This window comes from Geothrix fuzhouensis (assembly GCF_024609325.1).
Taxonomy (GTDB): domain Bacteria; phylum Acidobacteriota; class Holophagae; order Holophagales; family Holophagaceae; genus Geothrix; species Geothrix fuzhouensis.
Genome location: NZ_JANHMQ010000003.1, coordinates 270,938 through 285,912, shown reverse-complemented (window position 1 = coordinate 285,912; position 14,975 = coordinate 270,938). Strand labels below are relative to the sequence as shown.

Annotated in this window: 13 protein-coding genes and 1 tRNA gene; 6 read left to right on the top strand and 8 right to left on the bottom strand. The window is 65.5% G+C overall.

The window, feature by feature from the left end; all coding sequences use genetic code 11:
- Positions 1–76 precede the first annotated feature (76 nt).
- From NOV74_RS12740 to NOV74_RS12725, 4 genes are all read left to right on the top strand, one after another.
- Entirely contained in the window at positions 77–1,588 is a 1,512-nt protein-coding gene (locus NOV74_RS12740; protein ID WP_257313114.1) for a putative bifunctional diguanylate cyclase/phosphodiesterase, read from the top strand.
- A 195-nt stretch (positions 1,589–1,783) separates the two neighbouring features.
- Positions 1,784–3,058: a uracil permease gene (gene uraA, locus NOV74_RS12735; protein WP_257313112.1), complete on the top strand. Its 1,275-nt coding sequence runs from the start codon at positions 1,784–1,786 to the stop codon at positions 3,056–3,058.
- Positions 3,059–3,074: 16 nt separating this feature from the next.
- Entirely contained in the window at positions 3,075–4,493 is a 1,419-nt protein-coding gene (locus NOV74_RS12730; RefSeq protein WP_257313110.1) for an NCS2 family permease, read from the top strand.
- Positions 4,494–4,518: 25 nt separating this feature from the next.
- On the top strand, positions 4,519–5,352 hold the full coding sequence (locus NOV74_RS12725) for a hypothetical protein (RefSeq protein ID WP_257313108.1): 834 nt from the start codon (positions 4,519–4,521) through the stop codon (positions 5,350–5,352).
- Between the two features lie 63 nt (positions 5,353–5,415).
- On the opposite strand, the gene NOV74_RS12720 is transcribed toward NOV74_RS12725, so the two are convergent.
- On the bottom strand, positions 5,416–6,018 hold the full coding sequence (locus NOV74_RS12720) for a DUF4337 domain-containing protein (protein ID WP_257313106.1): 603 nt from the start codon (positions 6,016–6,018) through the stop codon (positions 5,416–5,418).
- A 90-nt stretch (positions 6,019–6,108) separates the two neighbouring features.
- On the opposite strand from NOV74_RS12720, the gene NOV74_RS12715 reads away from it, so the two are divergent.
- Positions 6,109–6,185, top strand: a tRNA-Arg gene (locus NOV74_RS12715).
- A 293-nt stretch (positions 6,186–6,478) separates the two neighbouring features.
- Here NOV74_RS12715 and NOV74_RS12710 read toward each other — a convergent pair.
- From NOV74_RS12710 to NOV74_RS12680, 7 genes are all read right to left on the bottom strand, one after another.
- Positions 6,479–6,934 carry a bacteriohemerythrin gene (locus NOV74_RS12710; protein WP_257313103.1) on the bottom strand — a complete coding sequence of 152 codons (456 nt, stop codon included), beginning with the start codon at positions 6,932–6,934 and terminating at the stop codon, positions 6,479–6,481.
- 150 nt (positions 6,935–7,084) lie between these two features.
- Positions 7,085–7,819: a N5-glutamine methyltransferase family protein gene (locus NOV74_RS12705; protein WP_257313101.1), complete on the bottom strand. Its 735-nt coding sequence runs from the start codon at positions 7,817–7,819 to the stop codon at positions 7,085–7,087.
- Positions 7,820–7,873: 54 nt separating this feature from the next.
- A complete protein-coding gene (locus NOV74_RS12700) occupies positions 7,874–8,656 on the bottom strand; it encodes a hypothetical protein (RefSeq protein ID WP_257313098.1) in 783 nt (260 codons plus the stop codon).
- 177 nt (positions 8,657–8,833) lie between these two features.
- Entirely contained in the window at positions 8,834–9,832 is a 999-nt protein-coding gene (nadE, locus tag NOV74_RS12695) for an NAD(+) synthase (protein WP_371748445.1), read from the bottom strand.
- Between the two features lie 9 nt (positions 9,833–9,841).
- Positions 9,842–11,830: an asparagine synthase (glutamine-hydrolyzing) gene (gene asnB / locus NOV74_RS12690; protein ID WP_257313091.1), complete on the bottom strand. Its 1,989-nt coding sequence runs from the start codon at positions 11,828–11,830 to the stop codon at positions 9,842–9,844.
- Positions 11,831–11,838: 8 nt separating this feature from the next.
- The gene (locus NOV74_RS12685) at positions 11,839–13,356 is read right to left on the bottom strand and encodes a class I adenylate-forming enzyme family protein (protein ID WP_257313089.1); all 1,518 of its coding nucleotides are present in this window, start codon (positions 13,354–13,356) and stop codon (positions 11,839–11,841) included.
- 10 nt (positions 13,357–13,366) lie between these two features.
- Positions 13,367–13,636, bottom strand: coding sequence for an acyl carrier protein (locus NOV74_RS12680; protein WP_257313085.1), 270 nt, complete (start codon positions 13,634–13,636; stop codon positions 13,367–13,369).
- 249 nt (positions 13,637–13,885) lie between these two features.
- Here NOV74_RS12680 and NOV74_RS12675 point away from each other — a divergent pair, with 249 nt between their 5' ends.
- Positions 13,886–14,458, top strand: coding sequence for an acyltransferase (locus NOV74_RS12675; RefSeq protein ID WP_257313083.1), 573 nt, complete (start codon positions 13,886–13,888; stop codon positions 14,456–14,458).
- Positions 14,459–14,975 lie beyond the last annotated feature (517 nt).

The following is a 14,975-nucleotide window of genomic DNA, read 5'->3' as shown; positions in this document are numbered from 1 at the left end:
TTTTCTTGGGGCAGGCCTTTCTCCGTGGCGCAGCCCGGCCAGGTGCCTTAGGATTCAATAGCCATACGGAGCCCATTTGCCGAACGAGCGTCCCCACGGTCTGGATCTCAAGGGCTTCATGCTCAAGATCGACCGTCTCGATGCGATCAGCCGCCTGCGGAACGCGGAGCGGCGGATTGATGCGCTGGAACAGCGGGTGTCGGAACTGAGCCTGCTGGATGCCGTCACCGGGCTACCCAACCACCGCCATTTCGAGGACCGGCTCTCCCAGGCCCTGCTCATGGCTCAGCGCCATGGGCACATCGTCGCCTTCCTCCTCCTGGACCTTGATCGGTTCAAGCGCGTGAACGATCTGCTCGGGCATGCGGGCGGCGATGAGGTGTTGAGGATGGTGGGTCAGCGTCTCCAGGAAGCCCTGCGCCAGGGCGACACGCTGGCCTGCATGGGTGGCGACCGGTTTTTGGTCCTGCTGCAGGAGATCAAGGATGTGGTAGCGGCCGCCCGTGTGGGACAGAAGCTGCTGGAGGCGCTCCAGGCGCCTTTCCGCGCCGGGTCCCGGGAGCTGGACATCACCGCCAGTCTGGGGGTCTGCGTCTACCCCAACGATGGCCAGGACGCCCACGTCCTGGAGGCCCACGCGGAATCCGCCCTGGTCCGCGCCAAGGAGCGCGGCGGCAATCGCATCGAATGCTTCACCAGCACCCTCAACGAAGTCTCCCTCGAGCGCCAGGAACTGGAGAGCTGCCTGCGGTCCGCCTTGCAGAATGGCGAACTGCAGATGTACTACCAGCCCCAGTTCTTCATGGACGGTCGCCTCGCCGGCGCCGAGGCGCTGATGCGCTGGAACCATCCCCTCCTCGGCTCCGTCCCCCCCGTGAAGTTCATCCCCCTGGCCGAGGAGAGCCGCCTCATCCTGCCCATCGGTGAGTGGGCCCTCCGCGAGACCTGCGGGCAAATGGCGAAGTGGCAGTCCATCAGCCCCTCGCCCCTGATCCTCGCCGTGAACGTGTCCGTCCTCCAGTTCGCCAACGGGGACTGGGATGCCTGTGTGGCGCGGGCCCTGGCGGATACGGGCCTGGAGCCCGGCTGCCTGGAGCTCGAACTCACGGAAAGCCTGGTGATGCGGCAGGGTCATGAAGATCTGGCTCCGCTCCATCGGCTGCGCGAGATCGGCACGCGGATCGCCATCGATGATTTCGGCACGGGCTACAGCTCCCTGGGCTACCTTCAGCGCCTGCCCATCACGACCCTGAAGCTGGACCAGTCGTTCATCGCAGCGCTGACCTCCGAAGATCCTGGGCTCTCGTCCGAGGCCATCGTGCGGGCCGTCATCCAGCTGGCCCACAGCCTCAACCTCACCGTCGTGGCCGAGGGTGTGGAGACCGAGGGCCAGCGGGACATGTTGGAACTGCTCGGCTGTGACTGCCTCCAGGGCTTCCTGCTGGGCCGGCCCCTGCCCGCGGACGCCTTCGAAGCGATGCTGGAGTTCATGTCGACGAAGCAGTTCCTCAGGAAGGCCGGGCGCGCCCAGGAAGAGGTCAAAGTCCCCCGGCTGGCCCCTGCGGGCCGGGGACGCGCAGCCCGATAAGGGTTCGGGACCTTTCCAGCTGGATCGGCCGCAGCCCGCGAGGGTTGTAAAAAACAAAGTGTGACGCCAACAATCCTCCAGATACGGAAGAATCAAGCTGTCCCTGTGCCTCCGGACCGTACGGACCCTCCCCGGGCCCCGGAGATCGGCGCATTCTCCAAGCGCTTCGGCAGGGTCCCACCCGCCGAGGCCCCCATGCAGCGCCGCACCATCGACGTCGACGAACGCCTGCCCCTGCTGCAGACCGCCCCCCTGAGCCTCCAGCACCTCTTCGCCATGTTCGGCGCCACGGTGCTGGTGCCCTTCCTCTTCAAGGTGAACCCGGCCACCTGCCTGCTGATGAATGGGGTGGGCACGCTGATCTACCTGGTCGTGGCCAAGGGCCGCATCCCCGCCTACCTGGGGTCGAGTTTCGCGTTCCTCTCGCCGGTCTTCGCCGTGCTGGCGGCGGGGCTGAGCTACTCCGCCGCCCAGGGCGGCTTCATCGTCTTCGGCCTCATCTTCATGCTGCTTTCCCAGGTGGTGCGTGTCGCGGGCACCCGCTGGATCGACATCATCTTCCCCCCGGCCGCCATGGGCGCCATCGTGGCCATCATCGGCCTGGAGCTGGCCCCCGTGGCCACCAACATGGCGGGACTCACCGCTGGCCCCGCGGTGCTGGGCATGCCGCTGCGCCTGGCCCTGGTGGTGTCGCTGTCCACCCTGGCCGTGACCATCCTGGCCTCCATCCTGCTGCGCGGGTTCCTGGCGGTGATCCCGGTCCTGCTTGGCGTCATCGCGGGCTACCTGATCTCCCTCGGGCTTGGTGTGGTCGATTTTCAGGCGGTGCGTCTGGCGCCCTGGTTCCAGGTGCCCACGCTCTACGCGCCCAGCTACAACCTCCAGGCCATCCTCATCATCCTGCCCGCCACGCTGGTGGTGCTCGCCGAACACGTAGGGCACTTGGTGGTGACCGGGAACATCGTGGGCAAGGACCTGCTGAAGAACCCCGGCCTGCATCGCTCCCTGCTGGGGGATGGCCTCTCCAACGTGCTGTCGGGGCTGGTGGGGGCGACGCCCAACACCACCTACGGCGAGAACATCGGCGTCATGGCCATCACCAAGGTCTACAGCGTGTGGGTCATCGGCGGCACGGCCGTCATCGCTATCCTGGTGTCTTTCTCCGGCAAGCTGGCGGCTTTGATTCGCAGCATCCCCGTGCCCGTCATGGGCGGCGTCTGCATCCTGCTCTTCGGCGTCATCGCCGCCGCCGGCATCCGCATGCTCATCGAGAAGAAGGTCGACTACACCCAGTCTCGCAACCTGATCCTCACCTCGGTGGTGCTCATCAGCGGCATCAGTGGCGCGGCGGTGAAGCTCCACACGGTGGAGCTGCGCGGCATGGCCCTGGGCACCGTGGTGGCCATCGTCCTGAGCCTGGTCTTCTGGTCCTTCGATCGCTTCGGCATCAGCAACGACTCTCAACCCTGATTCAAAGGAGCGCGGCATGGAACGGTTCTTCCATCTGAAGGCCAAGGGCACCACGGTGGCCACGGAGGTGCTCGCGGGCACCACCACCTTCATCTCGATGGCCTACGTGATCTCGCTGATCCCCAACGCCTTCCTCAAGGTGGCGGGCATCGCACCGGCGCAGGGCTTCACGGCTTTCGTGATCTGCGCCATCCTCGCCACCCTCATCGGCGCCTTCTACGCGAACCTGCCCATCGCCTTCGCCTCGGGCATCGGCCTCTCGGCCTTCTTCGCGTTCACGGTCTGCGCCCCGGCCAACCAAGGTGGCATGGGCTACACCATCCAGGTGGCCCTCACGGCCCTGCTGCTGGAGGGCCTCGTCTTCATCGCCCTCAGCGCCATGAAGGTCCGCGAGGCGTTCATGGATGCCATCCCCTTCTCCCTGAAGAAGGGCATCTCCGTGGGCATCGGCCTCTTCATCGCCATCATCGGCTTCGTGGATTCCGGCGTCACCCAGGTGGGCCTGAAGTTCGAGCCCGACACCATCTTCCCTGTGCTGAAGAACGACCCGTCGGCCCTCTTCGGGCTGCATGACGTGAACAACCTCTTCATCGCGAAGTTCTGGGACCACGGCCACCTCACCCCCGCCTTCTGGTCCGTGGTGGGCCTCTTCCTCATCGCCGTGCTGGTGGCCAAGCGCGTGAAGGGCGCCATCCTCCTGGGCATCCTGGCCATCACCCTGGTGGGCCTGCTGCCCGTGAGCTTCGGCGGCGGCTTCACCCACCTGCCTAAGGGCACGCTCTTCCAGATCCCCAGCTGGCCGAAGATGTTCCAGTACGACTGGACCTGGACCAGGTCCCTGGGCGGCATGATCAACATCTTCATCATCCTGTTCACCCTGCTCTTCGTGGACATGTTCGACACCATCGGCACCCTCATGGGCATCGGCGCCCAGGGCAAGCTGCTGGACAAGGAGGGTAAGTTCCCGGGCGCGTCCAAGGCCTTCATGGCCGACGCCGTGGGCACCACCTTCGCGTCCATGTTTGGCACCACGGCCATCACCGCCTACATCGAGAGCGCGTCGGGCGTGGCCGAGGGCGGCAAGACGGGCCTCACAGCCCTGGTGGTGGCGGGCTGGCTGGCCCTGGCCCTCTTCCTCTCGCCCCTTTTCCTCATGGTGCCGCTCCAGGCCACGGCCCCGGCGCTCATGATGATCGGCTTCTTCATGCTGTCGGAGATCAAGGAGATCAAGTTCGACGACGTCACCGACGCCATCCCCGCCTACCTGGCCGTGGTGGTCATGCCCTTCACCTTTTCCATCGTCAACGGCATCGCCCTCGGCATGATCGCCTACACCGTGCTGAAGGCCGCCACCGGGCGCTTCAAGGAGATCAACCCGATCATCCTCGTGCTCTCGGTCATCTTCCTCCTCAAGCTCCTCTTCCTGTCCGCCTAGGACCCCGCCCCAACCTGGAGAACCCATGACCAAGCTCGCCCTCGCCCTCCTCGTGGCGGCCGCCCTGCCCCTGGCCGCCGCCGACTGGAGCGACACCTTCATCGGCTACCGCTACGGCACCCAGTTCCGGGAACCCGGCATCGACGGCACCCTGACCAAGAACATCCTGCAGCTGGGCCACGCCAGCGGCTGGGCCTACGGCTCGAACTTCTTCAATGTCGACATGCTCATGTCCGACAAGAACGACCCCACCGCCAGCGGCAACGGCGGCGCCAACGAGGTCTACGTGGTCTACCGCGGCTCCCTGAGCCTCGGCAAGCTCACGGGCAAGAGCCTGGCCTTCGGCCCCGTGCGCGACCTCTCCCTCACCGCCGGCTTCGACTTCAACGCCAAGGACAACGCCTTCGCCTCCAAGAAGCGCTTCCTGGTCGCCGGGCCCACCTTCCACTTCGCCGTGCCCAAGGGCTTCTGGGACCTGAGCCTCTTCGCCTGCCACGAGCAGAACTACAACGGCATCGTGGGCCAGTCCGTGGACTTCAAGACCACCTACCAGATCGCCACCGCCTGGGGCATCCCCTTCCAGATGGGCCAGGTGGGCGCCGAGTTCAAGGGCTACGCCAACTACGAAGGCGCCAAGGGAAAGGACGGCTTCGGGGTGGAAACCAAGCCCGAGACCCTGGCCAACCTCTCCCTGATGTTCGACATCAGCCCCCTCTTCGGCACCAAGAAGAAGGTCTATGTGGGCCCCGGCTTCGAGTACTGGAACAACAAGTTCGGCGGCCCGAACCACGACGGCCCCGCCCCCGCCACCAACAAGCGCGTCACCGCGCCCATGGCTCAGCTGCAGATCCACTTCTGAATCATCCCAACCTTGCGAAAAGGGGGCCTCGCAGGGCCCCCTTGTTCGTCTGGATGAGGACCCTCACCCCAGGAGCTTGGCCATCAGGTCGGAGTGCAGGTTCCAGTGGAGGAATCCCGCCAGGCCGAAGACCAGGCCGATGCTCGCGAAGACCCCCGCCACGACGAACAGCCACCGCTTCCGGGTGAGGGCCGTGACGCCCGCCAGCGCCACGGCCACGCTCAGGCAGGCCTCGGCGAGGTCGAACTGGTCGTCATGGACATTCATCGCCTCGTAGTCCTTGGCGGCCTGCTCCGCCTCGGCCTTGATCTGCTCCTTCTCTTTTTCATACTTCTTCCCGGCCGCCTCCTGGGCGGCGATCCGGGCCTGCACCTTGGCCAGCGCCTCCGGCTTCAACCCCGGGCTCATGTCGAGCTGGACCCTCAGCATCTCCACCGCGTTCTCCGCGATGTGCTGCTTGGTGCTCTTGCTCTGGTAGAAGGCCCACTGGTCCACCGCCTTGGCCTGGGACTGCTGCATGGCCTGGACGACGTTGCCATCCTTCACGTTGCACAGGGCCATGAAGGTCGCCACCACCGCCACGAACAGGGCGATGAACCCGTTGAACCGGCTGTCCCTCGCGTGGTCCTGCACCTCATCCTGGATGGGGTCGAGGGTCTCCGGCATGGCAGCCTCCTTGAGGCCCCCAGTCTAGGGCAAGGTCCCAGCCCGCCGAACCCGTCCACCCCCACCCCGACCCGCTAGACTATCCCTTGCGCGCCCATAGCTCAGGTGGATAGAGCAGCAGCCTTCTAAGCTGCAGGTCGCTGGTTCGAGTCCAGCTGGGCGCACCAAGTGCGCCCAGCTGGACTCGGGCCAGCGAATGGGATCGTGGAGACAGCGCGGGGCGCTGTCGGAGCGAGACCGGCGATCGGCGCAGCCGAGCACAGTTCGAGGCCAGCGTTAAGTGGGTCGGCGCGCCTCCGTGCGCCCAGCTGGACTCGAATCAGCGAATGGGATTCTGAAGGCAGGACTTGATGTCCTGCCGCAGGAAGACCGGCGATCGGCGCAGCCGAGCGCAGTTCGAGGCCAGCGTGACGTGGGTCGGCGCCCATCCCTGCGCCCAGCTGAATTCGACCCCGCGGGCTCAAACCGCGCGAAGCGTCTTCAGGTAGCCCGCCATGGCCAGATCGGACTCGCAGATGTGGTGGTCCAGCCCCTCCCTGACCAGTTCCACCGCCTCCAGGCCCAGTTTTTGGCCCTTCGCCCGCCGGTACTGGAGGTCGCGGACGCCAAGAACCAGATCCTGGTGCTGGTTCGCGTGGACGATGCGGCCAGAAAACCCCGCCTCCTTCATGAGGGTCTCTTCGGTCTGGCAGTGCTTGATGAGATGCTGTGCCAAGGAGGCCAACCCCTCGTCCAGCTGGTCCCTTGGCGCCCCCGTTTCGATGGCGCCGGCCAACTGGCCCAGCGTCTCAAAGAGCTCCCGGTGCTGCTGGTCGATGGGCTCCAGTCCGGTTTCGAACTGTCTGCGCCAGCGTACGAAAGATCGCGCGCTTCGAGTGACAGCAGCGGGATTCACACACCAAGAATACCAGAGCATCGGGAGGCCCCGTCCTGGAGGGAAGCTCGGCATCCGTCTGCAGCCCCTGCTACCCCTGGAACATGCCTTCGCCCACAGGATCCGCCACCGCCGAGGCCGCACAGCAGCTCGTGGCCCGGACGCTGGAGGCGGCGCTGATCTGGTGAAGGGCTACAGCTCGAGGACGGCCACCCTCGGACGGCCCTGGGCATCCCCCACGAACCGGAGGGTGGAATAGCGCCGGTTCCGTTCCACCAAGGCCCGGATTAGTCCGTCCTGTCCCAGCCCAAACTCGAACAGGAGGTGCCCCCCTGGATTCAGGAAGGCCGGCGCCTCCTGCAAGAGCCGCGTGAGGATCGTGATCCCGTAGGGGCCGCCGTCGAAGGCCGCCCTAGGCTCATGCTCAAGCAGGCCGGCCAGGGAGGCCTCCAGCACATGGGAGGGGATGTAGGGAGGGTTCATCACCACCAGGTCCATGGTGCCTTCAAGCCCCATGTTCGCGAGCGGGGCGAAGAGGTCCCCTTGGGTGACCACGACTTGATCTTCCAGGCCAAGCCGGGCCACATTTGCCCGCGTCAGGAGGGCGCAGGAGTCCGTGGTGTCCGAAGCCCAGACTCGCACGGAGGGCCCCCCCAGCGCCGCGGTGCAGGCGAGATTCCCCGATCCGCAGCCCATGTCGATCATCCGCAACTCCCGCTCCGGTTCCTCAAGCGACAGGGCGCGGATGATGGCCAGGACTTCCCGCCCCAAGATTTCCGTCTCCTCCCGGGGGACTAGGACACCCTTCCCCACCAGCAGGTCGACTCCCAGGAAGCTGTGGTGGCCGACCTCAAGCAGAGCAGCGGGGCCTCGGTCCTCCGCGGGAATCGCAGAACTCGCGCTTTCACCCACCTTGTCGTCTACCATCGGTTCCTCCTTGGCCGTAATGGCTGCCTCTTGCGTGTCCGGATGTCGGTAGCCTCAGCCTCCGGTCTGACTGGACTGGTCTCCCCGCCCCTCGATGACGTCCACGATGCGCCGTCCCAGGAGCGGAGCAGCCTTCCCGGCAAAGGCCCGGGAGGGATGGGCATTGGTGGGCCCGTCAGCGTTGGCCGGCTTCAGGAATAGGCCTCCCTCCGTTTCCAGGTCGCGGAAGTCCCAGACGAAGATGTTGTCGCCCTTCTCGTCCCAGGTCTCCTTCACCCAAGTGGCGAACTGCCGGGCGCGCTCGGCCTCCTCGGGGGTGGTGGAGGCCTCCGTCAGCGCCGGGCCGGTCCATACGATGAAGGTGGTGTGGGGGAACTGGTGCAGGCGGGTCTTCAGGGCTTCGTACTGCAGGCGGTAATTGGCGAGGGTCCGCTTCGAGGAGGCCACATTGGGGGTTCCGTCCTCAGGCAGCACCCGGCTAACAGGGAAGCAATGCTTGAAGACGATGACGTCGTGGGACGCGACGAGGTCATCCAGGTTGGGCTCCTGCCGGTCTCTCGCGGTCCCGGTGTGGGCCACCCACAGGTTCCAGTAGTCATAGGGGTAGTTGTCCCAGGGATAGCGGTCGTGCACCAGACGCCGGAACACCCGGGTGGGAAGCATCCGGTCCAGCCAGGTGTGTCCCCCGTTGGCCATGGGATACGTCATCTCCGTGATGGCGTAATGGGTGCCATGGTCCGCGTTCCAGGCCTGGAAGAACTGAGGCAGACCAGCCTCCCAGATGGCCTCGCCAGTGCTGTGGTGCAGGAAGAGGATCCTTGAGGCAGACTCAGACACGGCGCGCTCCTTGGGCTTGGCGGCTCCGGCGGTCTCTGCCCCCGGGGCACAGGTCAGGAGGAGGAGGGCCGCCACCGCAGGAAGGAAGCTCCTCCCAACCCACCCAGGGGCGGGCTTCGGGAGCGGAGGTTCGAGTTTCAACATCATGGTGGGGCCTTCCAAGAGGCGAGAAGGGAATCAGCGGCCCGTCAAGACCGGAGTTCCGAGGGAGGCCATGGTCAGGGGAGGGGTCCGCAGGTAATACGTCGAGCGCTTCTTCTGGTTGAAGTCCTCGAAGGCGCGCCGAACCTGGTCGGCCGTCATGTCCAGGGTTGTGGCCGTCTCCTCCGCGGAGATCTGGTTCTCCTGGGCGTACCAGAGCAGGTCCATGGTCCGGAAGGGGATGCGGAAGAAGAACTCCTCCTGGGTCGTAGGCGCACTGTACGTGTCCGAGGTCGGCGGCCGCTTCTGGATGATCTCGGGGACATCCAGGTGGCGGGCCAGCTGATACACCTGCGTCTTGTAGAGGTGGACGATGGGCATCAGGTCCACGCCGCCATCGCCGTATTTCACGAAAAAGCCCTGGTCGTGCTCGTTCTTGTTGGGCGTCCCGATGACCGCGTAGTTCCTGAGCTCGGCATGGTAGTAGAGCATCGCCGTACGGGTGCGCTGCTTGAAATTGGACGCAGCCACGATCTGGGCCAGGTCGGCCGGCCGCAGGCGCGCGCTCTTCTCCTCGCCCTGGGGGGTGATGATCGTCAGGGAGAAGACGTTCAGCGTGCCCTGGTCCAGCAGTCCCGGGGGCAGGACGATCTTCGCCTTGTACCCAGCGCCGGCGTTGTACTCGGGGAACACCCGCGCGATGGCCTCGTCCCGCCGCTGGTAGCAGGCGTAGCCGTCCAGGGCCGGCGTGATGACTTCCAGCACCGGGGTGACGCCGTAGTGGGCCGCCAGCATCCGGGCCAGCTCCTCGGACGCGGGATCCGAATCCTTCTCCGGCAGAAGAAGGGGCACCACCCGCTCGGGTCCGAACGCCTTGACGCAGAGCGCCAGGCAGACCGAGGAATCGATCCCCCCACTGATGCCGAGCACAGCGCCCATGCGGTGGAGGCCCCGCATGTTCTCCTTCAGCCACTGCACGATCCGGTCTGTTTCGGCGGCAGCATCGATATCCAGGACTCGCGGGCTCATGGGCATGGGCATTCCTCAGGGGCAGACGCCCCGACCGATCACGACCTTCACATCGTCGCCATCGTCCAGGGGAGGGGAGAGTGCGAATCCGGACAGGAACTGTGCGTCCACGAGCTGGGTGGAGATGATGCCGGCCAGGGCCATGTCGTCGGTTTCGCCCAAGTCTTGGCCCCGCCGGGCCTTGGCGACCAGATGGTCCACGGCCACGGGGTTGAAGACGCCCGAAGCGCGGATGGCGTGGGGCGAGAGCAATGCCTCGAGGTAGTCCGGAGGTGAATCGTTGAAGAAGGCGCGGTGGATGGGCGCGCGATAGGGCTGCTTGGGCCGGTCGGTAATCTCCGCGGGAAGCCATTCGCGGCTGATCTTCTTCAGCAGGTATTTCTCCTTGAGCCCACGGAGTTTCAGGTTCGGGGGCAGCCGGTTGCAGAAATCGACCACGCGATGATCCAGGAAGGGGAACCGCCCCTCCACCGAGTGCCCCATGGCCACCCGGTCGCTCTGGGACGACAGCAGGTACTGGGACAGGAAGATCGAGATCTCCAGGTACTGGGCCCGGTGGAGGGGATCCCAGCCATCGAAGCCCTCGGGGAAGGCGGGATCGAGGTGGGTTCCCGAGCCCACGGCCCGGATCCGGTCCGCCATGTCTTCGCTGAAGAAACGCTTGGCCCGGCTGGTGGTGCGCCAGCGGAGGCTGTGGGAATAGCTGGAGGAGGCGGTCTCCTCCAGGCCCAGGCCGAAAAAGGCCGTCGCATAGGCCGATCCGCCCTGAGTCAGGCCGGAGATCCAGGGGTAGATCCGGCTGAACAGGGCCGGACGGAGCTTGGAATGGGGCTGGACCGCCCAGAATCGGCGGATCTTGGCTTCCTTGAACAGGTCGTAGCCGGCCAGGAACTCATCGGCTCCCTCGCCCGTGAGGACCACCTTGAACCCCTTCTCCCGGACCAGCCCGGACAGGAGAAACATCGGCGCCGGAGAGGTCCTCAGGAGCGGGGTCTCGGCGTGCCAGACCACCTCCGGGAACACCCTTCCGATGTCAGCGTAGGAGGCCTGGATCACGTGGTGATCGGTGCCTAGGTGCCGGGCCATTTGCGTCTGGAAACGGCTTTCGTCGTAGCCCGCGTCCGAGAAGGAGATCGAGAAGGTCTCCAGCGGGCTCGCCGTGTGGTGACGGATGATCGCCGTGATGGTGGAAGAATCCAGCCCTCCGCTCAGGTAGGCGCCCACGGGCACGTCCGCCCGGAGTCGGATCTGCGTGGCATCAATGAGCAGTTCCCGCAGCTCCGCGGCGTACTCATCCTGGGAGCGGGCCGACTCCGGTCGCCCCTCCGGAAAGGTCAGCTGCCAGTACGGCTCCAGAGCGGCGCGCCCTTCCTGCAGCCGCAGGAAGTGGCCCGGCGGAACTTCTTCGATCCCCTGAAAGAAGGAGCGTGGCGAAAGGGGACTCCAGAACGTGAAGATCTGGTCCAGGGCCAGGGGGTCCATCGCGGCCCGCACGCCGGGGCAGGCCAGGATCGCCTTGATCTCGGAGCCGAACACCAGGCGGCCATCGGAGAAGGTGTAGAACAGGGGCCGCACGCCCAGCCGGTCCCGGGCCAGGAACAGGGTGCGATTCCGCGTATCCCAGATGGCGATGGCGAACTGGCCGTTGAACATCGCCAGGCAGCCTGAGCCGTACTCCTCGTAGGCATGGAGGACCGTTTCCGTATCGCAGGCGGTGGTGAACCGGTGTCCTCTCCGCTCCAGCTCCTGGCGGAGCTCCGGGTGGTTGAAGATCTCCCCGTTGAACACGATCCAGAGGGTGCCGTCCTCGTTGGTGATGGGCTGCTGGCCGGTGCTCAGGTCGATGATGCTGAGCCGGGCGCTGCCCAGGGCCGCGTGGTCATCCACGTAGATCCCGAACTGGTCGGGGCCCCGGTGGCGGATCATCCCCAGCATGCGGCGAAGGGTCGAGACTTCAGTCGGGGGTCCCCCGTTGAGCCCGCAGATGCCCACGATGCCGCACATTGACGCTCCTATTGCAGTCCGAGCCGGCTGATCTTCCCGGAGGAGGTCATGGGCAGATCGGTCCTGAATTCGACGTATTTCGGAACCATGAATTCCTCCAGGTGCGCCCGGCAATGGGCGATCACCTGGGCTTCCGTCAGGGAGGCACCGCTGGCCACGACGAAGGCCTTCACGACCTCTCCCGCCGTGGGGTCGGGAACGCCCACCACCACGGCCGTGACGCCAGGGAGCATGTGGAGGACGTTCTCCACCTCCTTGGGTGCCACCTTCTCCCCGCGACTCTTGATGATGTCGTCCTTACGGCTGAGGAAGTAGAAGTACCCTTCGGCGTCCTGGCGGAACAGGTCCCCGGAGTAGCAGAGCCGCTCCCCCGGGATGGGGCCAGGGCGGAACCGGTGGGCCGTCGCCTCCGGGGCCTCCCAGTAGCCGCGCATCACATGCCGGCCACGCACCACCAGCTCGCCCGTCTCCCCGGGGCCCAGGCGCCGCCCGGACTCGTCCTCGATCCAGGCCTCGGTGCCGGGAATGGGGATGCCGACGGAGCCGGGCCGGGAGGTGAGCTGGTCCGGGGGCAGGTAGAGGGTGCGCTTGGTCTCGGTGAGCCCGTACATCGAATAGAGCGCCACGCCCGGGAAGGCGGCCTGCAGCTCGAGGATGCGGCTGGGCGGCAGGGAGGCCGCGGTGTTGGTGAGGTAGCGGAGGCTGGAGGTGTCGTAGGCGCCGAGGTCCTTCTGGAGCAGCATGGCGAAGATGGTCGGAACCCCGGGGAATCCCGTGGGACGTTCCTCCTGGATCTGCTGGAGGATCACCGTCGGATACATGAAGGACCGCTCCAGCACCAGCGTCCCGCCCATCTTGAACGCCATCAGGAGCTGGTACAGGCCGTAGTCGAAGGACAGGGGCAGGGCGCTGAGGATGACGTCCTCCGCCCGGTTCTCCAGGTAGGTCATGATGGCGGTGCTGGCGAAATCCACGTTGCTGTGGTCGCACATCACGCCCTTGGGTTCGCCCGTGCTGCCCGAGGTGTAGACCAGGCAGGCCAAGTCCAGGTCGATGTTGCGGTGGGACAGGGGGGTCGCCGGAGCTTCGGCCAGGAGGTCCTCGAAGCGCCGCAGGTGCGGATCCGCGGGCGTCTCCTGAGACCCGCAGAGGATGCCGAGGGAGAGGGACGGGACACTATCCCACAGGCGCTCCGCACCCCCGGTCCGCTCCTGCATCAACAGCGCCTTGGCGCGACAGTCGTTCAGGATGTAGCCCAGCTTCTCTGCCTTGGTGGAGGCGTTGATGCACACAAAGGTGCCGCCCGCCTTCAGCGCGGCGAAGATTCCGACCACTGCCTCCACGGAGTTCGGCAGGTGCAGGGCGACCCGATCGCCACGGCCCACGCCTCCCCGGACGAGGGCGTTCCCGAGCCGGTCCGCCATGTCGTCCAGCTCGGCGTAGGTCAGCCGGCGGCCGTCGCACACCAGGGCGACCTTCTGCGGGAAGCGGGCGGCCGAGCGGGTCAGGAATTCGTGGACAAGCACCCGGAACCCCTCATGAATGCCCTTCCAGCTTGCTGGTGATGAACGAGCTCAGCCGGTTCACGGAATCGAAATTGCTGGGCAGGAGTTCGTGGTCAGCCACCGCGATGCCGTACTGCTTCTCCACGAAGCTCACCAATTCCATGACTCCCAGCGAATCGATGATGCCTTCCCGGAGGAAAGAGGCGTCATCTCCGTACTTGAAGCCCTGGTCACTGAACAGGAAATTCCGCGAGATGAACTCGCGGAGCTCGGGAGCGACGGAATGGAGGTCCGCGGCCATGGTCCTTCTCCTTCCTTCGGTGTCATGAATCCGGTGCTTGAGGCAATTCATTCCTGGCATCAGCATCGACACAATGTATGCTTGTTTTACATCCATTCAATGGATAGGACTATTGAAAAAGCGATTCTGATCATTCTCAGACCCGTGAATGTGCCACTTCCATCTCCTCCAAAACCGGAAGGGCAGTTATACCGCAAGCCTCGCGCCGATCGGGCCTTCTCCGCGATCCAGGGGCCCCCAGGGGGATCAATGCTCATCGTCAGTTCTGTGCGTAAATTTTACAATCGCCTCCGGCTCTGGCAGCTCCGACGGGCCGGCCTGACCCTTCCCGACGATTGCAAGCTGGGGGGGCTTCCGAACTTCGGGTCAGAACCGTACCTGATCACCATCGGGCACCATGTGGCCATGGCGGCGGAAGTCTGCTTTCTCACGCATGACGGAGGCACCCACATCTTCCGCGACCAGGAACCCTACAAGAAGGTCATCAAGTTCGGTCGGATCACGGTACTGGACAACTGCGTGATAGGCCAACGGGCCATCATCCTCCCGGGAGTGACCATTGGTCCCAACTCTGTGATCGCCGCGGGGTCCGTCGTGTCACGGAACATCCCTCCGGATGTCCTGGCTTGCGGCAACCCCGCCAAGCCCGTCATGTCCATCCACCAGTACGCCGAATGGTGTCTGGCAGGCACCCCCGACTACGACGAGGAGGAGTATCGCCGGGACAAGCGGGCCGTCCTGTTAAGGCTCCCCATGCGGGGATCACGGCGCCCGACCACGGCCGGATCGAAGGCGTTTCCCGGAGAATCCGACCCAACCTGAAGGGTTGGCACCCCGTCACAGGCCGTTCTCCGACGTCCGCGCCGATCCGCCTAGGCGGATTCGAACTGCGTCTGGCTTCGCCAGCCGCCGGTCTTGCTCCGGCGCTCATCCGAGACACATTCAGCATCAGGACTTTCTGGCCGTTCTCCATGTTTCGCGCCGACTCATCAGGACAGGATTCGAACTGCGTCTGGCTTCGCCAGCCGCCGGTCTTGCTCCGGCGCTCCTCTGATACGCCTTCACCACCAGGACTTTCTGGCCGTTCTCCGTATTTCGCGCCGACTCATCAGGGCAGGATTCGAACTGCGTCTGGCTTCGCCAGCCGCCGGTCTTGCTCCGGCGCGACATCTAGTCGCGCCTCCACAAGCCCACTCGACGCTGGATCCTGGCCACGCATGCGTGGCCAGGGAGAGTTCGAATCTCAGTTCTATCAAAGATAGTGGGGGTGGGGGGGGGGGGGGCCCCCCCCCCCCCCCCCCGGCGTGGGCGCGGGGAGGGGGAAGCTCGCCCCCCCGGG